Below are 22,642 nucleotides of genomic sequence, written 5' to 3' on the forward strand. Positions count from 1 at the left end.
CGGCGACTTGTCAAGAACGGACATTCGTTTTATGTTTCGAGCGTGCCGAAGGTCACCGAGGAGCACCGCCTGGCTCGCCGCGAGCAGATCGTCGCGGCGGCCCGTGTCTGCATGAACGCGGAGGGCTTCCACAAGACGACGATGGCCGACGTCATCCGCGAGTCCCAGCTGTCCGCAGGCGCCGTGTACGGCTACTTCAAGAGCAAGGAAGAGATCGTCGCGGCGATCGCCGAGGACGCGCTGAGCACCGTCGACGAGCTCTTCGAGAACCTGCTCGCCTCCGATGAGCCGCTGACTCCGCTGGCCGCGCTGGAAGCCACCGTCGACCAGGTGGTGCGGGTCGCGGGCGCGCCGGCTGGAGACGTCACCCGGATCGCCGTACAGGCCTGGGCCGAGGCCCTGCGCAACGAGGAGATCCGCGGCATCGCGAAGGGCAAGTACTGCAAGCTTCGCGGCCATTTCCTGGTGATCGCCCGGCGCGCGCAGGCCGACGGCACGCTCGACCCGGATGCCAACCCCGAGCATGTCGCCCAGGTCATGTTCAGCATGATCCCCGGCTTCGTCCTGCAGCGGCTGCTGATCGGCGACGTCACCCCGGCCACCTACAAGGCCGGACTGCGGGCACTACTGCGTTCATAGGGCGCTCCTGAGAGGTGGAGTTTCACCCACCCCGTACGGTGGTCCAGCACCATGGGGCGGTACGCCGTTGCTCCGTAGCGTCGACGGCATGAGAAAGCGGAAGCAGGAAGCAGTCGACGGGACCGGATACTCGGTCGTCCTGCAGGACGTACGACGGGTCTACGGCCGTGGCGGCAACACCGTCACCGCCCTCAACGGGATCTCGATGAAATTCGCCCCCGGCACCTTCACCGCGGTGATGGGTCCGTCGGGTTCGGGCAAGAGCACGTTCCTGCACTGTGCGGCCGGGCTCGACCGGCCGACGTCGGGCACGGTGCTGATCGACGGCCTGCCGCTGGCCGGGCTGAGCGAGCGCAAGCTGACCGAGCTCCGCCGCGAGCGGATCGGGTTCGTGTTCCAGTCCTTCAACCTGCTGCCCGCGCTGACCGTCTGGCAGAACGTCTGCCTACCGCAGGAGCTCGACGGCCGGCGCGTGAACAAGGCCGCCGTCCGCCAGGTCCTGGAGCGGGTTGGTCTCGCCGACAAGTACAAGAGCCGCCCGGGTGAACTGTCGGGCGGCCAGCAGCAGCGCGTCGCGATCGCCCGCGCCCTCGTCGCCCGTCCGGCCGTGATCTTCGCCGACGAGCCGACCGGCGCGCTGGACACGCAGACAGCAGCCGACGTACTCGAGCTCCTCCGCGAGCCCGTTCGTACGCAGGGACAGACAGTCGTGATGGTCACCCACGATCCGGTCGCGGCGTCGTACGCCGACCAGGTCGTCTTCCTGGCCGACGGCGTACTGGCCGGCAGCCTGTCCGAGCCGACGGCCGAGCAGGTCGCCGACCGGATGACCCACCTCGGCGCGCGGTCCAACCTGCAGGTGGTGGCGGGATGATGCGCCAAGCCATCCGCACCTTGCGCCACCGCAAGAGCGGATTCATCGCCACGTTCGTCGCGGTCGTCTTCGGTACGGCGATCGTGATGGCGTGCGGCGGCCTGATGGAAACGGGCATCCGCTCCAACGTCGAACCCCAACGCCTGGCCGGCACCGCACTGGTTGTCACCGGCAAACAATCCCACCTCCGCCCCGGCGAGGAAGACGCCACTCCCCTGCCGGAACGCGTCGGCGTCCCGGTCGACGCACTAGCGAAAATCCGTTCCACAGAAGGCGTCTCGTCCGCCATCGGCGACTACACCTTCCCCGCGGTCGGTCCGTCGGTTGCTGAAGGCCACAACTGGTCCAGCGCATCCTTGGCCCCGTATCACCTCAGCACCGGGCACGCACCAGGCTCCGGTCAGGTAGTTGTTTCGTCCGGCAAGCCCGGCGATCACCTCACCCTCATCGTCAACGGCGAACCGAAGACCTTCACGGTCAGCGGAATCGCCCCGACAGCAACCAGCAACGCCTTCTTCTCCAACCCGGACGCCGCCCAGTTCGCGCGCAACCCGGAGCGTTTCGCCGACGTCGGCGTACTGGTTGCCCCCGGCACCAACCTCGACGACGTGAAGGACCGGCTGAAGGCAATCGACAGCAACCTCACGGTCCGCGAAGGCGTCGACCGCGGCCTGGCCGAGCACCCCGACGCCGAGTCACACAAGACCGCCCTGATCGCGGTAGCCGGCTCGTTCGGCGGCATCGCAACCATGACGATGATGTTCGTCGTCGCCTCGACGCTGGCCCTGGCGGCACAGCACCGCGAGCGCGAGTTCGCTCTCCTCCGCGGCATCGGTACGACGCCAGGGCAGGTCCGCCGGATGATCCTCGGCGAAGCGCTCCTCGTCTCGCTGCCGGCCGTGGCGGTAGGCGTCATCCCAGGCACCTTCCTAGGACGATTCCTCTTCGACCAGCTCAGCACCCACGGCGTCGCGTCGTCGGTGATCGAGTTCTCGCAAGGCTGGATCCCGTTCGGCGCCGGCGCCGGTGCCGCCGTACTCGCAGCCATCGGTGCAGGACTGATCGCGGCCCGCAAGTCCGCGAAGATCCGCCCGATCGAGGCGCTGGCCGAGGCCTCGCTGCAGCGGAAGTGGTTCAGCTGGATGCGGCTGCTGTTCGGTCTGCTGTTCCTCGGCGGTGGACTCGCGCTGCTCATCGTCACCGCCACGGTGATGACCGGACCGCTCGCTGGCTCGACTGCGGGCCCATCGATCCTTTGCTGGGCAATCGGTGTCGCGCTGCTCGGCCCCTTCTGGACCAAGGCTGTGCTCGCGTTCTGGCGGTGGCCGGTGCAGGCACTGACCCGGGTCAACGGTCGGCTAGCGATCCGCAACCTGTCGGCGCGCTCGGTCGCGATGTCCGCCGCGGTGATGCCGGTAATGCTTGCCGTCGGCATCTCAACGGCCAACCTGTACATGCAGACGACGCAGGTACACGCGTCCTCTGAGGCGTTCACCCGGGATCTGCGCGCAGATGCCGTAGTGGTCTCGGATGCCGGTCTGTCGCCGGCGCTGCTCCAGCAAGTCCGCGCGGTACCGGGTGTCGCGAGTGCGTCGGCGTACGTGCGGAGCATCGGTGCGGTTGACGACCCGCGCAATTCGCCGTTCGACGAAGACGGTGCGCCGGTGATCGGCGTGGACGCCCAAGGCGCGAACGGTACGGCGCCGGTCCGGCTCACGAACGGATCGCTCGCCGGGCTGACCGGTTCGACTGTGGCGATCCCGGACTACATGGCCACGAAGACGGGGCGCGGGGTCGGGTCCGAGATCGCGATGACGTTGGGCGACGGAACGCCGGTGAAGCTGCGGGTGGTTGCGACGTTCGCTGCGGAGCGCGGGTACGAGACGATCATCATGCCCGCGTCGTTGGTGGCCGCTCACACGACGGACGGTCTGACCAAGCAGATCCTCGTCCGCGCCGCACCGGGTGCCGACGTACGGCCGGGGCTGGCCAAGCTTGCGGCGGCTCATCCGACTGTCCAGGTCGCAGACCGCAGTACATTGGTCGCCGCGAACGCGGAAGATCTGCAGACGCAGGCGTGGGTCAACTACATGCTGGTCGGAATGCTGATCGCGTACACCGCGGTATCGGTCGTCAACACGCTCGTTTCGTCGACGCTGCGCCGCCGCCGCGAGTTCGCCCTGCAACGGTTGACCGGCTCGACGCGACTACAGGTCCTGCGGATGTTGTGGACCGAAAGCACCCTGGTCACCCTCGCCGGAGTCACGCTGGGGACGGCGGTAGCCCTCGCCTGCCTGCTCCCCTTCTCCGCGAAGGTCTCAACCAGCGCGCTCCCCACCGGCCCACTGTGGATCTACGGCGTCATCGTCGCAGCCGCCACGATCCTCACCTTCGGCTCCACCCTCCTCCCCGCAACCACAACCCTCCGCCACGCCCCCACCCAACCCAGCTACAACGACTAACCCTTCACAGCAAGACAAGTCAGCAACAACGGCAGCGGATCCCCGGGCAGACGCCACAACCCATCGGCGCCCTGCACCATCCCGGGGCTCCGCTGCCGCAGATCCACCGGCAACTCATCAAGCCGCACGATCCGCAGTCCGGCACCAGCCAGCGCGTTGACCAGTCCGCCGACCGTCCAGGGCCAGGTGGTCTGGACATGCTCCGACACCGCCTGTCCGGTGTAGCTGGTGTTCACCTGTCGGTCGACGGCCCCCGTCCGGAAGTACGACGTACGCACCCGGAGCTCTCCATCGACCATCGACAGCATCGGATGGAACTCGGCAAGGAACAGCACTCCGCCGGGCCGAAGCATGCGAGCCACCACCCGCGCGAACTCGTCGAGATCCGGCAGCCAGACCAGCACCCCGTACGTCGCCACCACCACGTCGTACGACGCAGGCTCGAGTACGTCGGCCACGTCGTACACATCCGCCTGGACGAACCGCGCCGGTAGCCCGACCTCATCCGCCAACCGCCGCGCCACCGCCACCGCTTCCGCGGAGAAGTCCACGCCAGTGACCTCGGCGCCGAGCCGAGCCCACGACAATGTGTCCAGCCCGAAGTGACACATCAGGTGCAGCAGCCGCTTCCCGCGGACGTCGCCGAGCGCCTCGACCTCGAACGCCCGCAACGAACTACGCCCGTCCCGAAACCCGTCGACGTCGTAGAACTCCGACGACACGTGCACCCCGGCCCGCACGTCCCACGCGGTCCGGTTCCGCTCGACGCGCTCGCGATCGTCCATCCACCGACGATGGCACAACGCAGGGCTATCGTGCAGGCGTCGGTTCAGCCACCGGCTGCAGCGCGATCGTTGTCGCCTGGATGATGCCGGCGTTGGCGCGGATCCAGCTGGAGAGGACTACCTGCAGGTCTTCGAGGTCTCGCTCCTCCAGGATTACACCGGGGACTGGCACGCTTGCGCCGAGTTCGGCGAGGACCGGGCGGAGGTGTTGATCCGCGAGGAGCTTGTGGCTCGGGGCCGCGGAGACGGTGACCGGCACGACGACCGATCCCGCCAGCGCCGAAGGCCGGAGTACGTCGAGGAAGCTCTTCAGCAGACCGGTGTAGCTGCCTTTGTAGACCGGGGTGGCGACGACGATCACCGAGGCCGACGAGACCAGGTCGATTGCGTTCTGCAACTCCGCATGATCGTCACCTTGGAAGATCGCCGGCGCGAAGGTCACCAGGTCGATCAGCTCGTCGATCCGGTACGGCGTACCGAGCTCGGAGGCCAGCAACTCCGCGACCGACGCCGCGGCGGCCGCCGTCCGCGAACCCGCCCGTGGATTGCCGACCACCGTGACGACGGACTGCGGCCAGACCGGCGCATCCTCGGACCCGGCCTGGGGCACGACCTGCGACTCGAACGCGACTGAGGGCATCTGACCCAACTCCTGAGGCATCGGCAGTGATACCTCGAGCGTAGTCAAAGTCGAGCGCGCTACTTGACTTTCTCAGGATTTGAACGCCCGCGCAGCTTCACGACCACGAACCACACCACCGCGGCGACCGCACCGGCGATCACCAGCTTCTGGAACACCCCGACCGACGACTCGACCAGATGCCACCGCTCACCGAGCTGGTAACCGGCCAGGATCAGCAACGAGTTCCACACCAGGCTCCCGAGCGCGGTCAGTGGCAGGAACAGTGCCACCCGCATTCGCTCCACCCCGGCCGGCACCGAGATCAGGCTGCGCACGACCGGGACCAGCCGCCCGATCAGCACCGCCTTGGCGCCGTGCCGCAGGAACCACTCCTCAGCCTTGTCGATATCTGCCACCTTCACCAACGGCAGCTTCCCGGCGATCGCGCGCGTCCGATCGCGGCCGAGCACCCCGCCCACGCCGTACAGGGCGAGCGCACCGACGACCGACCCGAGGGTGGTGAACACGATCGCGCTGATCAGCCCGAGATCACCCCGGGCCGCCGCGAAGCCGGCCAGCGGCAGGATCACCTCGCTCGGCAACGGCGGGAACAGGTTCTCGAGCGCGACCGCGAGCCCGGCCCCCGCCGGCCCCATCCGCTCCATCAGATCGATCGCCCACCCGGCCACTCCACCGGTCGGCTCCTGCGTCGCCTGCAGCGCGGTCATCATCACCTGATTCGTCGTCGTCATCATGGGTGCGACGCTAGGTCCGCGAACACGCCCTACGCACTGGAGCCACCCACCGTACCGACCGGGGGAAAACCCCCGCTGTGCGAGCATTTGCCACCAATAGAAAGGGTTTTGGATGACAGTCGAGCACGCCCCCCGGACCAGCACGTACCCGTCGCGCGAAGAGCTCGGCCGGGCCGCGGCCACCGCAGCCGCCGAGCAGATCCGTACGGCGATCGCGGCGACCGGACGTGCGCGGATCATGCTTGCCGCCGCGCCGAGCCAGACCGCGACCCTTGCGGCGCTCGCCGTGCAGCCGGACATCGACTGGAGCCGGGTCGAGTGCTTCCACATGGACGAGTACGTCGACCTGTCGGCGGACGCCCCGCAGTCGTTCCGGAACTGGCTGCACCGGAGCTTCCTCGATCAGGTGCCTCAGGCAACGTTCCGTCCGCTGGCGCCGGAAGCAGGTCCGGACAGCTACGCGGATCTGATGGGCGACGAGCCGTTCGACCTCGTCCTGTTCGGGCTCGGCGTCAACGGCCACCTCGCCTTCAACGACCCACCCGCCGACTTCGACGATCCGCGGGCCGCGAAGATCGTCGCGCTGGATGAGACCAGTCGCCGCCAGCAGGTCGACGAAGGCAACTTCGCCGCGATGGACGACGTACCCACGCACGCCGTCACGGTGACGATCCCCCGCCTGCTCAACGCGCGAGCGCTGGTCGGTTCAGTCCCCGGATCGGTCAAGCGACAGGCCGTCAACGACACACTGAGCCAGCCGATCAGCCCGGACTATCCCGGTACGGCGCTGCGCATGCACGCCGACGTACAACTCTTCCTGGACAGGGAATCAGCCGACGCCGAGGTGTAGACCGCCGGAGGCATCCACGACCTGACCCGTGATCCACCGCGCCTCGGGTGAGGCGAGGAACGCGACCACGTCGGCGACATCCTCACCCGTGCCCAGCCGGCCGAGCGCGGTCTGACCGACGATCAACTCGGACAATCCCGGCGTCTCGAAGATCGCGCCGTTCGCCTCGGTCCGGGTCGCGCCGGGCGCCACCGCATTCACGGTGATGCTTCGCCGGCCGAGCTCCTGCGCCAGCGTGCGCGTCATCGTCTCGACCGCGCCCTTGGTCATGGCGAACGAGGTCTGTGTCGGGTTCGCCATCCGGGTTGCGACCGACGAGATCGAGATGATCCGGCCGCCGTCAGCCAAGATCGGCAGCAGCCGCTGGATCAGGAAGTACGGCGCGCGCACGTTCACCGCCATCAACCGATCGAACGCCTCCTCCGAGTCCGTCCCGATCGGACCAGCCGGCTGCGCGGCCGCGTTGTTCACCAACACCTCCAGCCGACGACCGGACAGCCCAGCAGTCAGTTGCTCGACCACCGCGTCGACATCGCCCGGCACCCCGAGCTCGGCGCCGATCACGAACCCACGACCGCCGATCCGCTCGAGAGTCTCCTCGGCCCCGGCCTTGTCCTGGTTGTAGTGCACCGCCACGTAGCTCCCCGCCGCGGCCAGCCGCTCCGCGATCGCCCGCCCGATGCCACGCGACGCACCCGTCACCAACGCAACCCTGTCATTCATGTTAGAAACTATCATGTTGTTAGTATCTACCACATGAGCTTGAGGGACCGCCAGCGCGCCGACACCCGGCAACGCATCCAGCGACAGGCACTCCGCCTGTTCAGCGACCAGGGGTACGACGCGACCACCGTCAACGAGGTCGCCGACGCGGCCGGCGTCTCGGCGATGACGGTCTACCGGAACTTCCCCACCAAGGAAGACCTCGTCCTGTACGACGACTTCGACGAGCAGGCCGCCGCGTCGATCGCCGAGCTCCCGTCAACCGGTTCCCTCACCGACCGCATCGGCCGCGCCGTACTGGCAACCATCGAGCGCGCGAACACGGACCTGCTCCTCGTCCGGCTCCAGCTGATGAGCTCGACCCCCGCCCTCCAGGCCCGCCACCTCGACAGCCAGTTCCGCCTGCAAGAGGCGTTCGTCCAAGCGATCTGCGCCGACGACCCGACCCTCGAGTACGCCGCCCGCGCAGCCGCAAGCGCCTGCCTAGGCGTAACCCACACCGCCCTACTCCGCTGGGCCGCCAACAACGGCAAACCCAACCTTCCCGACCTCTACAACGAGGCCTTCACCGCAGTCTTCGGCCACGCGCCTTAAGGGCGATGGGCACGAACGATCAGGTCAGCGGCCTCGTGCGCGATCCGATGCCGCTCGGCCTTCGTCAACGGCTCGGTCCCCTGCAACGTCGCCACCCGTCCTTCAGCGAGGGCCAGATAGGTCAGCTGCCGAGTAGCTAGCTCAGGATCAGGAACTCGCAGCAGACCTCTCGCGTCACACGCCCGGAGGTAGTCGGCGATCACGGCCGCGCGTTCACGCTTGCCGGTCTTGTCGCGCCACAGCCGCTGCAGTTCCGGGTGATGCGGCAGCTCGGCGATCGTCAGCCGATGCAACGCGGCGATCGGCGGCGACAGCACACCGTCGAGGACCAACTCGACGGCCCCGGTCAGATCGGCCAGCGGATCGCCGGTATCCCGCAGTACCGGGCCGAGCGCGGCATCCTGCTCCCGGCGCGTCTCCTCGATCACCGCCAGGAAGAGCTTCTCCTTGTCCCCGAAGTGCCCGTAGACGGTCTGCTTGCCGACGCCGGCCTCCGCCGCGATCGCGTCGACGCTGGTCCGCTCGTACCCCTGCGCGAGAAACAGCTTCGTGGCCGCGGCGAGGATCGCCGATCGCTTCGCCGGCGACTTGACCCGGACCGGCGGCCGCCCGGGACCGACCGGAGTCTCAGAGGAGCTCACGACCACCACCTTACTTGACTAGACGGTTCAGTCTCATCTAGCTTCAAACGAGACTGAACCGTCAAGTCTTGTTTGGAGCGCCTCCCATGCCCGTTGCAGAGACCACCCGGCTCGAACCGCGGCTGATCCGCCTCGCCTTGGTGCTGTCCCTCGGCGCGGTCGCCGCCCAGCTCGACACCACGATCGTCAGCGTCGCGATCAACCGGCTCGCGCACGAGTTCGGATCGCCGCTGTCGACGATCCAGTGGGTCACGACGGCGTACCTGCTGGCTCTGACCGCCACGCTCCCACTGACCGGCTGGGCCGTCGCCCGGTTCGGCGTACGTCGGATGTGGGCGTTCTGCCTGGTCGGCTTCGGCCTGGGTTCATTGCTGTGCGCCGGGGCCTGGTCCGCAGGTGCGCTGATCGGGTTCCGGGTGCTGCAGGGCATCGGCGGCGGAATGATGTTGCCGCTGATCCGGATCGCCCTTGCCGGCGAGGCCGATCAGGCCACCATGGGTCGGCTGATGACCTTCGTCCTCGTGCCCACCCAGCTCGCCCCGGTCGCCGGGCCGGTGCTCGGCGGTCTGATCATCGGCACGCTCGACTGGCGCTGGGCGTTCCTGATCAACGTCCCGGTCACGCTCGCGGCCCTCGTGCTCTCGCGCAACCTGGTCCAGGGCGAGGCGGCCCGCACCCGCCCGTCCCTCGATGCCCGTGGGCTTCTACTCCTCTCCCCCGGGCTCGCGATCCTGATCTACGGCCTCACGTCGTACGGCGAATCCGCCGCCGCACTGGCCGGAGTCGGTGTCGGCGTCGTCCTGCTTCTTGGGTACGCCGTGCACGCGCTGCGGAGCGCGGCGCCGCTGTTCAACTTGCGGCTGTTCCGCAACCGATCCTTCAGCGCATCCGCGGTGCTGGTGTTCATCTTCGGCGGATCGCTCTTCGGCGCCATGTTGCTGCTACCGCTGTACTACCAACGGCTGCGCGGTGCGAGCCCGCTCGAGGCCGGACTACTGCTGGCGCCGCAAGGCCTCGGCGCGATCGTCGGCACCCTGTTCGTCGGCCGGATCCTCGACCGCACCGGCGCGACCCGGATGATCATGCTCGTCGGTCTGACGCTCGCTGTCGCGGGGACGGTGCCGTTCGCGATCGCCGGCCCGAGTACGCCGCTCGTCCTGCTGGCACTCGCTCTCGTCGTACGAGGAGTCGGGCTGACCGCATCCCTTCTGCCGTCCATCACGGCGACGTACGCGACGCTGCCGAAGACGGAGTACGCCGCCGCGACGACCGGGGTCCGGATCCTGCAGCAGATCGGCGGCTCGCTCGGTACCGCCGTACTCGCGGTGATCCTGCAACGCGGATCGTTCCCGACCGCGTTCTGGACGGCGATCGGGATCACCGCCGCCGCAGCGTTCGGCGCCGCGGCGTTCCCGGGCCGGCGGGAAAAGTGAGAGGCCGGGTTATATTCCTGGTATGGCAACTACGTTCGAGGTGTTGGCGGAGCCTCGGCGGCGGGACATTCTCGATCTGTTGCGGGCCGGGGAGCGGCCGGTGGGCGAGCTTGTCGACGCGCTGTCGCTCAGTCAGCCCGCGGTGTCGAAGCACTTGAAGGTACTGCGCGACGCCGGGCTGGTGGAGGTCCGTCACGACGCCCAGCGCCGCTGGTACCGCCTCCGCCCGGCGCCACTGGCCGAGATCGACGCCTGGCTGGCGCCGTACCGCGATCTGTGGCACAACCGCCTCGACGCGCTCGAGGCCCACCTCGACCGGATGGAATGAGCGACGGCCCGGAGTTGGGTCCGGGCCGTGCTGAATCGGGACGGCGAGAGGTCAGGTGAGCTCTGGGACGCGCAGATGGGCGACGGCAAGCTCGAACTCGCAGACGTCGACGACTTCCGCGCCGGCGTCCTTGGCGGTCGCGGCCCGCATCGAGGCGGCGGCTTCGCGGTTGCTGTCCATCGCCTCCTGGCTGTCGTACGTCACCGACGAGACCGTCCGGCCGGAGGTGCGATCGACGAGCAGACTGGCGCTGCAGAAACCCGCCAGATCCTCGAGTCCCGGCAACAAGGCCAGCCGGTAGACGTCGATCGCCCGGCCGAGGTTCGCCGGATCGATCCGCACCCAGGTCGCCCGCACACGCGCGCCGTCGACCGAACGGTGGTCACGGTGCAGTACGGCGATCTCCCACTCCTCCACCTCCGGACTCCCGCCGCCGAGCGTCGCCGCGATCCGGTCCCGGACCGGCCTCAGCTGTTCGTCCGTGGCCCGCATCGCCTCCTCCGTCCGCCAGGCACTGGTCGCGATACACCGGCCGGACTCCCGGTCCGCCAGCATGGACAGCCCGATACAGCCGTCCAGCTCGGCGAGCATCGGCATGACTTCGTCGCGCATCCGGGCGATACCGGCATCGATCGACATCGGCAGAGCACGGATCGTGGTGGAACGCGCGTACACGATCCACCCCCTTACCTTCGGGGCAGCACCCCGGCGGCGCCGCCGGACGCTTCCCACAGTCCTCCGCCCGCCCGGCCCGTGCAAGGGACCCGATGATTGACTGTCCCGATGGGAAACCCGGGCAGTTCCGACGCCGAGCTCGGCCGGGCGCGCGCCGCCCGCTGGTGGGTCCGCGGACGGCGCGTCGGATCGATTGAGCGGTCCGCGCGCTTCATCGACGACGTCGGTTTCGCGCTGCTCTTTCCGGCCCCGCGAGCCGTCGTGCCGTCACTGTGGGAGGCGGTCGCGGGCGAGGACGAGGAACCGTTCGGCAGCGGCATGGGGACGAACGAGCAACGCGTCTGGACCTGGAAGGACGAGCTCCCCCGGCGGGGGCTTGCCTGGTACGGCGCCTATCTCGGCGGCCGTGGAACGTTCCTGTCGCCGGAGCTCCTGAACGCGCTGTACCCGGCAGCGGGCGACCCCAGCGACCACCTGTCCCTGGACCTGTCGCCGGCAGCTCATGAGATCGCCGATGCCATCGCCGCCGAACCGTTGCCGAGCGCGACCCTGCGATCCCTGATCGGCGATCGTGGCCGCTATCAACGGGCGATCACCGAACTGCAGCGGAACCTGCTGGTGACCACCGCGGGTGTGCACGAGTCCGCATCCGGCTGGCCGGCCGCGCTGATCGCGCTCACCTGCCGGCAGTTCGACGTCGGCGGCTCGGCGGATCACGCGCTCGCGGCCGGGCGGTTCCTGAACACGATGCTCGCGACCACGCCCGGCGAGCTGGCCCGCGCCTTCCGGTGGCCGGTGGCGCGGGCGCGAGTCCACCTCGACGAACTGGTCACTGCGGACCGCGCGACCGTCGACGGCGCCCGGTACGTCTGCTGTTAGTGCTCGGCGACGTCGAAGACGTTGCCTTCCGGGTCGGCGAGGGTGATCCAGTGGGTGCCGTACTCGTTGTGCTCGTCGACGCGCTTGGCGCCGAGTCCGACGAGGCGGTCGACCTCGGCGGCCCAGTCGGTGGCGGCGAGGTCGACGTGCAGGCGGTTCTTGCCGTTGCGCGGCTCGGGGACCTGCAGGAACATCAGCGTCGGCCCGTCCGCTGCCCGGTTCACGGTCGCGAAGAACTGGTTGCCATCAGCATCGACCTCGGTGGAGAGCACGCCGGCCCAGAAGGTGGCCAGGGCCGCAGCGTCGGTGCAGTCGAAGGCGATGTTCTCGAGGGAAATAGACACGTTTCAGCCTTTCAGTACAGGGATCCGCTGGATCGGCCAGCAGACTTCGGTTCGGTAGTCGGCCGGATCGGGCACGTCGCCCGGGCCGATGCGGTAAAGCTCTCTGATCGGGCCGGGTGCGACCTCGCAGTACTCCGCGACGTGGCTGCCGAGCCCGCCGTACGTGCGGTCGAAGTCGGTCATCGGTCCGGCGTGGACGGCGATCGCGAAGTACCCGCCGGGCAGGTCGACGAGCTCCACCCCGTCGGCCGGCGGCTGGTCGGGCGCGACCGGGAGGAACGCGACGACCTCGCCCTTGTCGTCGGTGAAGAACTCGTCGCTGTACGTCGCCCCGGACGTCGCCCGGATGTCGCCGGTGACTGCTCCGAGTCGCCCGAAGGCAAACTCGAACCACGGGCCGAAGGCGTCGCGTACGACGTCACCCCGGACGCCGTACGCACGGAACGACGGGATGAACCGGTACTCGACGTCAAGCACCGGGTGACCGGGCGTCAGCAGTTCACGCAGCGACACGACCACGTCACGGGTGTGCTGAAGCTCCTGCTCCATCCGCTCGAGATGCGCCCGCAGCCGCTCCTCCCGCGCCACGCCGTCACCGGCGTCGACCACTGCCTGTACGTCGGCCAGCGGCATCCGCAACTCACGCAGCCGCCGGATCAACTGCGCCGTGTCAACCTGCGCAGTGCTGTACCGCCGGTACCCCGACGATGCGTCAACCGAGACCGGCGCGAGCAGCCCGATCTCGTGGTAGTGGTGCAGGGTCTTCACACTCAGATGCGTCAGGCGGGAGAACTCCCCCACCGTCACCGTCGCCGTCATGCGACAAGCTTCCACCCTCCGGTAACCGGAGAGTCAAACAAAAGCCCGCCCGCGACGCTTCGCGTCGCGGGCGGGGTGAAAGACGGAATGCGCAGCGAGCCCAGACCGGCTCGGCTCAGGAGCCGACGAGCCCGCCACGCAACCGGCCGGCTGGCCGGCCCTTGGGCCGGCCAGCTCTGTGGGGGTCAGCCGCGGTAGCGGCCGATTACCTTGGTGAAGTCCCAGGGGTTTTGGGAGATGCCGGAGCAGCTGTCGGCGCTGCCGCCGGTGCAGGGGCGGTCGCGGTTGACGGACCAGTAGGTGAACCGGGCCAGGTGGTGCTGCGACGCGTAGGACAGCATCGTCTCGAAGTCGGAGACGTTGACCCGCTCGGCGTTGTCGGTGATGCCGTTCATCGACGAGATGCCGATCTTCCGGTACGCGGCGTCGTCACTCAGCCCGTACGCCGACTTCACCTGGTTCTTCAGGCCCTCGGCCGCCTGCACCGTCAACGAGCCCATGTTGTTGGTACCGCCGCCGAAGTCGAACGGCATGATCACCCAGCCGTCCAGGTTCAGCCCGGAGGCCGCACCGCGCCGGATCAGGTCCTGACCGTTCCCGTCCGGACCGGACGTGGTCGTCCCGAACGTCAGGTACGTCGTGATACCGGGGTTGTTCTGCTCGATGATCTTCAGCGCGTCGATCACCTTCTGCCGCGGACCGGCCTGCGCGATCTCCTGGTCCTCGATGTCGATGTCGATCGCCTTCAGCGACAGCGCGTTGATCACCTTCTGGTACGCCGCCGCGAGCTCACTCGCCGATCCGCAGCTCTGACCGAGCTTGTTGCCCGACCAGCCGCCGATCGACACCACGACATCGCCGCCGTTGGACCGGATCGTGTTGATCGCCTGCTGGTCCACTCCACCGGTCAGCGACCGGCCGCCGTCCCACTGCGGGTTGCAGTAACCGTTGGACAGGATGAAGGCCATCGTGAACCACTTCACCCCGGACGCGTTCATCACGGTCGCCGGGTTCGGCGGGTCACCCCAGCCTTCATACAGGTACGGCGCGGCCGCCATCGGCGCGCCACCCGCCGGCGGAGGTCCGTCGTCGCCGGCCGGAGCGTTCCACTTCTGGTTCGCCGCGCCCGTGCAACTCCACAGCTGCAGCGGCGTACTGTTCGCGGAGTTGTTGCCGGTGACATCGAGACACTTGTTCGCCTGCGGGTTCACCAGGTCCCGACCAGACGTGTACGTCCACTGCTGCGCCGCCGACCCGTTACAGGTCCACAACTGGACGCGAGCGCCGTTGGCCACCGAGCCACCCGACACATCGAGACACTTGCCGAGGGCACGCAACGTTCCGTCGCTCGACCGGCTCCACTGCTGCGCGCCACTCCCGTTGCAGTCGTACAGCTGGACCGGCGTACCGTCCGCGCTGTTCGCCGCGGCCACGTCCACGCACTTGCCGGCCAACCCCGTGATCGCGCCGGTCGCCGCCTGGGCGGCGGGAGTTGCTGTGATCAACAGACCGGCGCCGAGCACCAGGACTCCGGCTGCTGCCGTCATGCGCTTCATGACACGCTCCACTTCTGGTTCGCGGCGCCAGTGCAGCTCCACAGCTGCAGCGGCGTACCGTTCGCGGAATTGTTGCCAGTGACATCGAGACACTTGTTCGCCTGCGGATTCACCAGGTCCCGGCCGGACGTGTAGGTCCACTGCTGTGCGGCGCTGCCGTTGCAGCTGTACAGCTGTACGCGAGCACCGTTCGCGACGGAGCCGGCGTTGACGTCGAGACACTTGCCGAGGGCACGGATCGTCCCGTCCCCGGGCCGGTCCCACTGCTGCGCCGTCGTACCGTTGCAGTCGTAGAGCTGCACCGCCGTACCGTCCGCACTGTTGGCGCCGGCAATGTCCATACACTTGCCGCCCAGGCCGGTGATCTGACCCCCGCCGCCACCGCCACCGCCGCTTTGCGTGCCGGACCAGGTGAAGGTCGCCGACGTCTTGGTCGGCAGCGTGTAGGTGAAGGACTGCGAGCCCCAGTTCACCCGCACGGACTGCGAGCTGCCGGTGGTGTTGAAGGCGATCAGTGACTTCGAACCGTCCGGGTTCTTCCAGGCCACGTTCTTCACCGAGCTGTTCGCGGTCGAGTCGATCCGCAGTGCGCCCGGCTTCACGAACTTGGTCAGGTGGCCCATCGTGTAGTACTCGACGGTCTTGGTGACTTGACCGCGCTGGCTGTCGTTGCGGTGCACGGTGACGAGGCCGGTGCAGACGTTGCAGCCCGCGCCGACGAACGGCAGATGATCCTCGTCGAGCGCGATGCCCCACTTGACCCACGACTTGTCCCAGTTGCGGGTGTAGTCGATCAGGTTGTTCATGTCCTCGACCTGCTGGTTGGTGATCCACGTACCGCCCGAGTGCTCGGTCATGTACGCGTTCACGTTCGGGTACTGGTTGTGGATCTGCGTCTGCAGGTTCACGTCGCCGCCGTACCCGTGCCAGGCGATACCGCCGAAGTTCGGATCGTTGCGCAGGGCTGCGTCCGCGATCGGGACCGACCCGAGGTCGTTGTAGTTACCCCAGTTGTAGTCGAGGATCAGCACCTTGGTCGTCAGCCCGGCGGCGTGCAGCGCCGGCATCAGGTTGTTCTTGGTGAACTCCAGCAACCCGGAGCCGTTCCAGTTCATCGACGCGTAGCCGGTGTTGTCGTTACCGCAACAGGTCGGCTCGTTCTGCACCGAGATGTAGTCGATGTGGTTGCCCTGGGCCTCGTTCTGCTGCAGGTACTTGACAAAGTACTGCGCGTACGTCGGGTAGTACTGCGCCTTCAGCCAGCCGCGGTGGACGAAGTCGTTGTTGTCCTTCATCCAGGCCGGCGCACTCCACGGCGAACCCATCACCTTGACGGCCGGGTTGAGCTGCCGGGCCTGCTTGGTCAGCGGTACGACGTCCGCGAGGTCGTGCTGGATGCTGAAGTCGTTCAGGTCGCAGCACGTGTCGTCGTAGGAGTAGTTGAACCGGGCAAGGTCCGAGGCGCCCATCGGGTTGCGGATGAAGGCCAGGCCGATCCCGTCGACCGGGTCGAACAGGTCCTTCATCACCTGGTTGCGGGTCGCGGCCGAGATCGTGTTGCTGCTGTTCAGCAACCAGGCGGAACTGTCGGCGAACGACGCGCCGCCGCCTTCGAAGGACTGGTACGTCGTGTTCTCGTTGACCGTGATCGTCTGGTTGGCCGATCCGCCGGCCGGGCCGAAGCTGACCGGGGTCTGCTGCTGCAGGCCGCGGGTGACGTTCTGGCCGGCGCTGTCGTTGGTGGTGGTCAGCCAGATGTTGACCTGCTCGCCGGCGGCCTGCGCCGGTGGAGCGGTGCCGATGCCGAGGCCGGCGGCGGCCGCGCAGAGCGCAGCGACCACGAGCGGCAGGAAGCGTTTCATGGGGCGGTTCTCCCTTTGTATAAAGGAGTTTGGGGCGGTGTAGTTGCCGGCGTCTGCCCGCGCCGCAACTGGTGGTCAGCAAGAGGTAACCATCCGTGCAAACCGGTGTCAACGTCGAAGCCGAGACTTTTTTCAGATCTTTTATTTAGTCCCGGGGTTGACCTGAGAGCGTTCTCACGGCACGCTGCGGTCCAATTCCTGCCCTCATTCAGACGCCCCCGAAATGAGGTACTCATGAAGCGTCCCCGCATGCTCGCGTTCCTCGCGATCGGTGCCGCACTCGCCGGCACCGCCCTCCTCCAGCCTGCTGCCACAGCGCATCAGCAGGCCGCCGCCGCAACCACGGCAACGGTCTGGGAGGACAACTTCGACGGCCCCTCCGGCCAGGCCCCCGACCCCGCCAAGTGGCGGTACGACACCGGCGGCGGTGGCTGGGGCAACAGCGAACTCGAGTACTACACCAACAGCACGCGCAACTCTGCCCTCGACGGCAACGGCAATCTGGTCATCACGGCCCGCCAGGAGAGCGGCGGTTTCCAATGCTGGTACGGCCCGTGCCAGTACACGTCGGCCCGGCTGCTCACCTCACAGACCTTCACCCAGACGTACGGCCGGTTCGAGGCGCGGATCAAGATCCCCCGCGGCCAAGGGCTTTGGCCGGCCTTCTGGATGCTGGGCGGCGGCAACTGGCCGAACGACGGCGAGATCGACATCATGGAGAACATCGGCAAGGAGCCGGCCACCGTCCACGGCACGATCCACGGACCGGGCTACTCCGGCGCCGGCGGGATCGGTGCCGCGTACAACCATCCGAACGGCTGGTCGTTCGCCGACGACTTCCACACCTTCACCGTCGACTGGGCGCCGGACTCGATTACCTGGTACGTCGACGGCGTCCAGTACGAGCGTCGGACACCGGCCGACCTGAACGGCAACACCTGGGTCTTCAACCACCCGTTCTTCATGATCATGAATGTCGCGGTGGGCGGCGGCTGGCCGGGCAACCCGGACGGCTCCACAGTGATGCCGCAGACCATGACCGTCGACTACGTCCGCGTCTCCACGCTCGGCAGCTCGGGTGGCGGCGGCTCGCAGATCACCGGCCTGGCCGCCAAGTGCCTGGACGTCGCCGGAGCGAACGCGGCCGACGGTACGACGGTCCAGCTGTACGACTGCAACGGTACGAACGCCCAGCAGTGGAGCCGCCCCGGTGACGGCACGATCCGGGCCCTGGGCAAATGCCTCGATGTCGCGAACGCCGGAGTTGCCGACGGCACCAGAGTCCAACTGGCAACGTGCAACGGCAACGCGGCTCAGCAATGGACCTACACCGGCGGGCACGACCTGGTGAATCCGCACGCCAACAAGTGCCTCGATGTCACCGGCAACAACTCCGCCAACTCGACACCGACGCAGATCTGGACCTGCTCCGGCGGAGCGAACCAGAAGTGGACCGTCTAGCGAGGTAGTGCGCCACCGTCGCGTAACAACCGCACCACGGGAAGGGTCGCGGCGCCGAGTGCTACGGCGTCGCGGCCCAGCTCGCACAGCACGATGGACACCTGCGCGTACGGCCGCCTGAGGGCGTGCTTGCCCACCTCGACGCGCAACTCGTCCAGATGCTTCTCGCCGAGCAGCAGACCGGCCCAGCCCCCGAGCACGATGCGCTCGGGGTTCACGAGGTTGACCAGGTTCGCGAATCCCGCAGCCAGGTAGCCGATCGTGTCGGCGATGATGGTTGCTGCCGGCTCCGAAGTCGACGACAGCAGCTCGACGAAGGCAGTTTCCTCGTCACCCTCGACGACGCCACCGGCCTCTCGAAAACGATCGAGCACGCCTTCCGCGCCGACGTACGCCTCAAGGCAGCCCAGCGCGCCGCAGCGGCACTGGCGGCCGCCGTACATGATCGTCATGTGGCCCCACTCGCCGGCACTGCTGCGGGTGCCGCGGTAGCTGGATCCGCCGGCTACAAGGGCGGAGCCGACACCGGAGCCGACGAGCGCCACGACCGCATCAGTCGCGCCGCGGCCCGCGCCGAAGTACATCTCGGCCTGGCCGAGCATGTTCGCCCCGTTGTCGACGTGCACGGGGATATCGGTGCCCTCAGCAAGCATCTCGGCAAGCGGAACAGCTTCCCAGCCGAGCGTCTGCGCGTCGACGACGGCGTTGTCCTCGACCACACCGGCGACCGCGACCCCGAGCCCGAGCACCTGCTGGGGCTGTACGCCGGACGACGCGATGACGCTCGAAAGCCCTTCCAGTACGTGCTTCACGACCTCCGCCGGGGTCGGCGTGCTGATCGGGTGATCGGCGCGGGCGAGCACGTTCATCGCCAGGTCGAACAGCTCTACCCGGACGCGCGTCTCGCCGACCTCGGCGCCGACGACGTACCGGAACGTTGGGGCGACCCGCAACAACACGCGCGGCCGGCCGCCCTCGGACTCGACCGAGCCGGCCTCCTCGACCACGCCCTCGGCGATCAGCTCCGCGACCAGGTTGCTCACGCTCGCGGCGCTGAGCGACGTCCGCACGGTCAGCTCCTGGCGGCTCAGCGGGCCCTCGCGGTAGATGCTGGTGAGGATCACCGAGCGGTTGGACCGGCGCATGTCACGCACCGTGGTCCGGCGTACTTCCATCCTTACCTCACCCTGCCCGGCCCCGGGCGGGCCACTCGGACCCGAGTCCATCATGCCGCCCGGCAGCACGGAAGAGCTCCCTTCTTCCAAGTCGTGAACTAAGACTCGATTCGTTACCGCTCCGTGATTGACGGTGACTTGCGCTCTCGGCTTTGATCTACGGAACCGCTTCCGAAACCGGTTCCGACCGGCAAACCGCCCAGCAGCCCCGACCGCCCGAGGGGAGATTCAGCGTGTCCATCACCATCGCCGATGTCGCGGCCCGTGCCGGTGTCAGCAAGACGACCGTGTCGCGTGTCCTCAACGGCAAGGGCGAGCTGGACCTGCGGACGGCCGAGCGGGTCCGGCAGGTGATCGACGAGCTCGGGTACGTACCGAGCGCCCGCGCCGTCGGCCTGGCCCGCGGCCGGACCCGGATCGTCGGAATGCTGGTCCCGTCGCTCACCTGGCCCTGGATGGGCGAGGTGCTGCAGGGCGCGGTCGACGTGGTCGAGAGCGAGGGGTACGGCCTGCTGCTGTTCACCTTCAACCGGGGTGCGGAATCCATGCAGCAGTTCGCCTCCCAGGTCTCGTCGCAGTCGTTCGACGGCCTGCTGGTGATCGAGCCCGAAGGCACGCTCACCTTCATCGAGCAACTCCACGCGCGTGGTCTGCCGGTGGTCCTCATCGACGACCGCGACAAGCGCCCGCAGTTCCCGTCCGTTGCCACCACGAACTACGCCGGCGGCGAGTCCGCCGCCCGGCACCTGCTGGAGCTCGGTCGCCGCCGGCCACTGGTGATCACCGGCGTCGAGCGCTTCGGCTGTACCCACGAACGCCTGGACGGCTTCCGCGACACCTACGCGGCCGCCGGGATCGAGCTCGACCCGAGACTCGTGTTCGAAGGCGACTTCACCCATGAGAGCGGGCGCCGCGGCGTCCAGTACGCGCTCGACGAACGACTCGACTTCGACGCGGTCTTCGCGCACAACGACCTGTCCGCCGGCGGCGCCATCCAGGCCGTCCGGGAGACCGGGCGGAACGTGCCGACCGACGTGTCGGTGGTCGGGTTCGACGACATCCCGTACGCCGAACACACCGAGCCGCCGCTGACCACGGTGCATCAGCCGATGCGCCAGATGGGTCAGGCCGCGGCCCGGATGCTGATGGGCTACTTCGGCGGCACCCCGCTGCCGGACGAACCCCAAGTGCTGCCGACGACGCTGATCGTCCGCAGCTCAACCGCCCCGAAGGTCACCTCGAGGACCAGACCCGCCCCGAAACACCGGTCCCACTAAGGCTCCGGCGGCGGGGCAGCTGCCCCTGTTCCGCCGCCGGCGCACTCCCCCGATATCTATCCGTTAAGGCGTCCGCTCTTCCCATGAGAGCGTTCTCACGCCACGATGCACCTGCTCACGCGGCTCAGGCGTGAGCATCCGCCAACAGATACACAGGAGGAACCGATGCGAGCACGACGTACCGTCGCGCTGGCCCTCACGGGCTTGCTCGCGGCAGCCACCCTGGCTGCCTGCAGTAACGGGGACGGGAAGACCGAAAGCAGCGGGTCGAGCAGTGGCGCGACCGTGCTGAACATCGGTATGCCGAACGGGCCGCAGACCGAGAACCACAACCCGTTCCTCGGCTCCTCCGCCGGCGCCTCCTTGGGCTACCGCTGGATGATCTTCGAGCCGCTGGTGATGATCAACGGGATCAAGCCGGCCGAGCCGGGCAAGCCGTGGCTGGCGACCGAGTGGAAATGGGACGCCAACTTCACCAAGCTCTCGCTGACCATCCGGGACGGCGTGAAGTTCTCCGACGGCCAGCCGATGACCGCCGACGACGTCGCGTACTCGTTCCAGCTCCGCAAGGACAACGAGGCGCTGAACACCGACGCGATCCCCTACGGCACGATCACCGCCTCCGGCAACAAGGTGGACCTGACCTTCACCCGGTCGCAGTTCACCAACCAGAACAAGATCCTAACCGTGTTCGTGGTCCCGAAGCACCAGTGGTCGACGCTCAAGGACCCGACCCAGGACACGCTGAAGAACCCGATCGGCACCGGCCCGTACACGGTCAAGTCGTTCACGCCGCAGACCACCACGCTGACGCTGCGGGACTCGTACTGGCAGGACCTCCCGAAGGTCAAGGAGCTGCGGTACACGTCGTACAACGACAACAACGCGCAGACCACCGCGCTGGCCAACGGCTCGTCGGAGTGGAGCTTCGTCTTCGTCCCGAACGTGAAGGCCGTCTACCAGGACAAGGACCCGAAGAACCACAAGCTGTGGTTCCCGGCGAACCTCGGTATCCACGGTCTGTGGATCAACACCACCAAGAAGCCGTTCGACAACCCGGCGCTGCGCCGCGCGATGAACCTGGTGATCAACCGCGACGACATCTTCCAGCAGGGTGAGGCCGGGTACTTCTACCCGAAGGTCGAGTCCGTCACCGGTATCCCGACCCCGGCCGGTGACTCGTTCATCGCCCCGGAGTACAAGGACAAGAAGCACGCGGTCGACGTCGACGGCGCGAAGAAGGAGCTCACCGACGCAGGCTTCAAGCTCGAGGGCGACGTGCTGAAGGACCCGACCGGCAAGCCGGTGACCCTGACGCTGACCGACCCGGCCGGCTGGTCCGACTACCAGACCGACCTGGAGATCATCAAGGACAACCTGTCCACGATCGGCATCAAGGCCAGCATCGACAAGGCCAACCAGGACGCCTGGTTCAAGAACATCGACACCGGCAACTTCGACGCCGCGATGCACTGGACCAACGGCGGCGCGACGCCGTTCGACATCTACCAGAACATCATGGACGGCAAGATCCTGAAGCCGGTCGGCAAGGGCGGCGTGAGCGGCAACTACGGCCGGTTCAACAGCCCGGAGGCGACCAAGGCGCTGGACCAGTACGCCAATGCCGCGGACGACGCGACGCGCACGGCCGCGCTGAACACGCTGCAGAAGATCATGGTCGAGCAGATGCCGATCATCCCCACCTCGGCGTCCAACGTCGGCGGTCTCTACAGCACGAAGAACTGGGTCGGCTGGCCCGATGAGCAGAACCAGTACGGGCCGGCGCAGCCGACCCAGCAGAACGCTCTGCAGATCATCCTCAACCTGAAGCCCGCCGGCAGCCAGTGACTCACCGACCGCGGCGCCGGCTTCGGCCGGCGCCGCGGTC

Annotated in this window: 22 protein-coding genes; 11 read left to right on the plus strand and 11 right to left on the minus strand. The window is 67.8% G+C overall.

Features of this window, described 5'->3' with window-relative positions; genetic code table 11:
• The first annotated feature begins 42 nt into the window (after window positions 1–42).
• The 3 genes from ACQPYH_RS34115 to ACQPYH_RS34125 all read left to right on the plus strand — a co-directional run bounded on the left by ACQPYH_RS34115 (window position 43) and on the right by ACQPYH_RS34125 (window position 3,975).
• Window positions 43–639, plus strand: a complete 597-nt coding sequence (locus ACQPYH_RS34115; RefSeq protein ID WP_432879927.1) for a TetR/AcrR family transcriptional regulator — start codon at window positions 43–45, stop codon at window positions 637–639.
• Between the two features lie 88 nt (window positions 640–727).
• Window positions 728–1,513, plus strand: a complete 786-nt coding sequence (locus ACQPYH_RS34120) for an ABC transporter ATP-binding protein (protein ID WP_432879930.1) — start codon at window positions 728–730, stop codon at window positions 1,511–1,513.
• Window positions 1,510–3,975, plus strand: coding sequence for an ABC transporter permease (locus tag ACQPYH_RS34125; RefSeq protein WP_432879933.1), 2,466 nt, complete (start codon window positions 1,510–1,512; stop codon window positions 3,973–3,975). The genes ACQPYH_RS34120 and ACQPYH_RS34125 overlap by 4 nt, the downstream gene beginning before the upstream one ends.
• On the opposite strand, the gene ACQPYH_RS34130 is transcribed toward ACQPYH_RS34125, so the two are convergent.
• From ACQPYH_RS34130 to ACQPYH_RS34140, 3 genes are read right to left on the minus strand one after another with little or no spacing between them, the layout of a single operon-like run.
• A complete protein-coding gene (locus tag ACQPYH_RS34130; RefSeq protein WP_432879935.1) occupies window positions 3,972–4,760 on the minus strand; it encodes a class I SAM-dependent methyltransferase in 789 nt (262 codons plus the stop codon). The genes ACQPYH_RS34125 and ACQPYH_RS34130 overlap by 4 nt on opposite strands.
• 25 nt (window positions 4,761–4,785) lie before the next feature.
• Window positions 4,786–5,400 carry an NADPH-dependent FMN reductase gene (locus tag ACQPYH_RS34135; RefSeq protein WP_432879938.1) on the minus strand — a complete coding sequence of 205 codons (615 nt, stop codon included), beginning with the start codon at window positions 5,398–5,400 and terminating at the stop codon, window positions 4,786–4,788.
• A gap of 59 nt (window positions 5,401–5,459) precedes the next feature.
• Window positions 5,460–6,137: a DedA family protein gene (locus ACQPYH_RS34140; protein WP_432879941.1), complete on the minus strand. Its 678-nt coding sequence runs from the start codon at window positions 6,135–6,137 to the stop codon at window positions 5,460–5,462.
• 112 nt (window positions 6,138–6,249) lie between these two features.
• On the opposite strand from ACQPYH_RS34140, the gene ACQPYH_RS34145 reads away from it, so the two are divergent.
• Window positions 6,250–6,987 (plus strand): 6-phosphogluconolactonase, encoded by a 738-nt coding sequence (locus ACQPYH_RS34145; RefSeq protein ID WP_432879944.1) that lies wholly within the window; start codon window positions 6,250–6,252, stop codon window positions 6,985–6,987.
• On the opposite strand, the gene ACQPYH_RS34150 is transcribed toward ACQPYH_RS34145, so the two are convergent.
• Entirely contained in the window at window positions 6,967–7,710 is a 744-nt protein-coding gene (locus ACQPYH_RS34150; protein ID WP_432879946.1) for an SDR family NAD(P)-dependent oxidoreductase, read from the minus strand. The two genes, ACQPYH_RS34145 and ACQPYH_RS34150, sit on opposite strands and share 21 nt — an antisense overlap.
• Window positions 7,711–7,743: 33 nt before the next feature.
• Between ACQPYH_RS34150 and ACQPYH_RS34155 the strand changes: the two genes are divergently transcribed.
• Window positions 7,744–8,304, plus strand: a complete 561-nt coding sequence (locus tag ACQPYH_RS34155) for a TetR/AcrR family transcriptional regulator (RefSeq protein WP_432879948.1) — start codon at window positions 7,744–7,746, stop codon at window positions 8,302–8,304.
• Here ACQPYH_RS34155 and ACQPYH_RS34160 read toward each other — a convergent pair.
• Window positions 8,301–8,945 carry a TetR/AcrR family transcriptional regulator gene (locus tag ACQPYH_RS34160; protein WP_432879951.1) on the minus strand — a complete coding sequence of 215 codons (645 nt, stop codon included), beginning with the start codon at window positions 8,943–8,945 and terminating at the stop codon, window positions 8,301–8,303. The genes ACQPYH_RS34155 and ACQPYH_RS34160 overlap by 4 nt on opposite strands.
• Before the next feature lie 86 nt (window positions 8,946–9,031).
• On the opposite strand from ACQPYH_RS34160, the gene ACQPYH_RS34165 reads away from it, so the two are divergent.
• Both ACQPYH_RS34165 and ACQPYH_RS34170 read left to right on the plus strand, forming a co-directional pair.
• Window positions 9,032–10,378: a DHA2 family efflux MFS transporter permease subunit gene (locus tag ACQPYH_RS34165; protein ID WP_432879954.1), complete on the plus strand. Its 1,347-nt coding sequence runs from the start codon at window positions 9,032–9,034 to the stop codon at window positions 10,376–10,378.
• Window positions 10,379–10,400: 22 nt separating this feature from the next.
• On the plus strand, window positions 10,401–10,706 hold the full coding sequence (locus ACQPYH_RS34170) for an ArsR/SmtB family transcription factor (RefSeq protein ID WP_432879956.1): 306 nt from the start codon (window positions 10,401–10,403) through the stop codon (window positions 10,704–10,706).
• A 51-nt stretch (window positions 10,707–10,757) separates the two neighbouring features.
• Here the strand turns inward: ACQPYH_RS34170 and ACQPYH_RS34175 are convergent, their stop codons facing one another.
• Window positions 10,758–11,381 carry a hypothetical protein gene (locus tag ACQPYH_RS34175; protein WP_432879958.1) on the minus strand — a complete coding sequence of 208 codons (624 nt, stop codon included), beginning with the start codon at window positions 11,379–11,381 and terminating at the stop codon, window positions 10,758–10,760.
• Between the two features lie 108 nt (window positions 11,382–11,489).
• Between ACQPYH_RS34175 and ACQPYH_RS34180 the strand changes: the two genes are divergently transcribed.
• Complete coding sequence (locus ACQPYH_RS34180; RefSeq protein ID WP_432879960.1) at window positions 11,490–12,260, plus strand: AlkZ-related protein; 771 nt, start codon at window positions 11,490–11,492, stop codon at window positions 12,258–12,260.
• Here ACQPYH_RS34180 and ACQPYH_RS34185 read toward each other — a convergent pair.
• From ACQPYH_RS34185 to ACQPYH_RS34200, 4 genes are all read right to left on the minus strand, one after another.
• A complete protein-coding gene (locus ACQPYH_RS34185) occupies window positions 12,257–12,604 on the minus strand; it encodes a VOC family protein (RefSeq protein WP_432879963.1) in 348 nt (115 codons plus the stop codon). The genes ACQPYH_RS34180 and ACQPYH_RS34185 overlap by 4 nt on opposite strands.
• Window positions 12,605–12,607: 3 nt before the next feature.
• Window positions 12,608–13,423, minus strand: coding sequence for a MerR family transcriptional regulator (locus ACQPYH_RS34190; protein WP_432879964.1), 816 nt, complete (start codon window positions 13,421–13,423; stop codon window positions 12,608–12,610).
• A 185-nt stretch (window positions 13,424–13,608) separates the two neighbouring features.
• Complete coding sequence (locus ACQPYH_RS34195; RefSeq protein ID WP_432879965.1) at window positions 13,609–14,979, minus strand: ricin-type beta-trefoil lectin domain protein; 1,371 nt, start codon at window positions 14,977–14,979, stop codon at window positions 13,609–13,611.
• Window positions 14,976–16,841, minus strand: coding sequence for a lectin (locus tag ACQPYH_RS34200; RefSeq protein WP_432879966.1), 1,866 nt, complete (start codon window positions 16,839–16,841; stop codon window positions 14,976–14,978). Before ACQPYH_RS34200 ends, ACQPYH_RS34195 begins: the two co-directional genes overlap by 4 nt.
• 234 nt (window positions 16,842–17,075) lie before the next feature.
• Here ACQPYH_RS34200 and ACQPYH_RS34205 point away from each other — a divergent pair, with 234 nt between their 5' ends.
• On the plus strand, window positions 17,076–18,302 hold the full coding sequence (locus ACQPYH_RS34205) for a family 16 glycosylhydrolase (RefSeq protein ID WP_432879967.1): 1,227 nt from the start codon (window positions 17,076–17,078) through the stop codon (window positions 18,300–18,302).
• Here ACQPYH_RS34205 and ACQPYH_RS34210 read toward each other — a convergent pair.
• Window positions 18,299–19,477: an ROK family transcriptional regulator gene (locus ACQPYH_RS34210; protein WP_432879968.1), complete on the minus strand. Its 1,179-nt coding sequence runs from the start codon at window positions 19,475–19,477 to the stop codon at window positions 18,299–18,301. The two genes, ACQPYH_RS34205 and ACQPYH_RS34210, sit on opposite strands and share 4 nt — an antisense overlap.
• A gap of 233 nt (window positions 19,478–19,710) precedes the next feature.
• Between ACQPYH_RS34210 and ACQPYH_RS34215 the strand changes: the two genes are divergently transcribed.
• Together ACQPYH_RS34215 and ACQPYH_RS34220 are read left to right on the plus strand one after the other, a co-directional pair.
• Window positions 19,711–20,754, plus strand: coding sequence for a LacI family DNA-binding transcriptional regulator (locus ACQPYH_RS34215; protein WP_432879969.1), 1,044 nt, complete (start codon window positions 19,711–19,713; stop codon window positions 20,752–20,754).
• A gap of 165 nt (window positions 20,755–20,919) precedes the next feature.
• Window positions 20,920–22,602: an ABC transporter substrate-binding protein gene (locus tag ACQPYH_RS34220; RefSeq protein ID WP_432879971.1), complete on the plus strand. Its 1,683-nt coding sequence runs from the start codon at window positions 20,920–20,922 to the stop codon at window positions 22,600–22,602.
• The last annotated feature ends 40 nt before the right edge of the window (window positions 22,603–22,642 follow it).

This window comes from Kribbella sp. CA-245084, assembly GCF_050942355.1.
Classification (GTDB): Bacteria; Actinomycetota; Actinomycetes; order Propionibacteriales; family Kribbellaceae; genus Kribbella.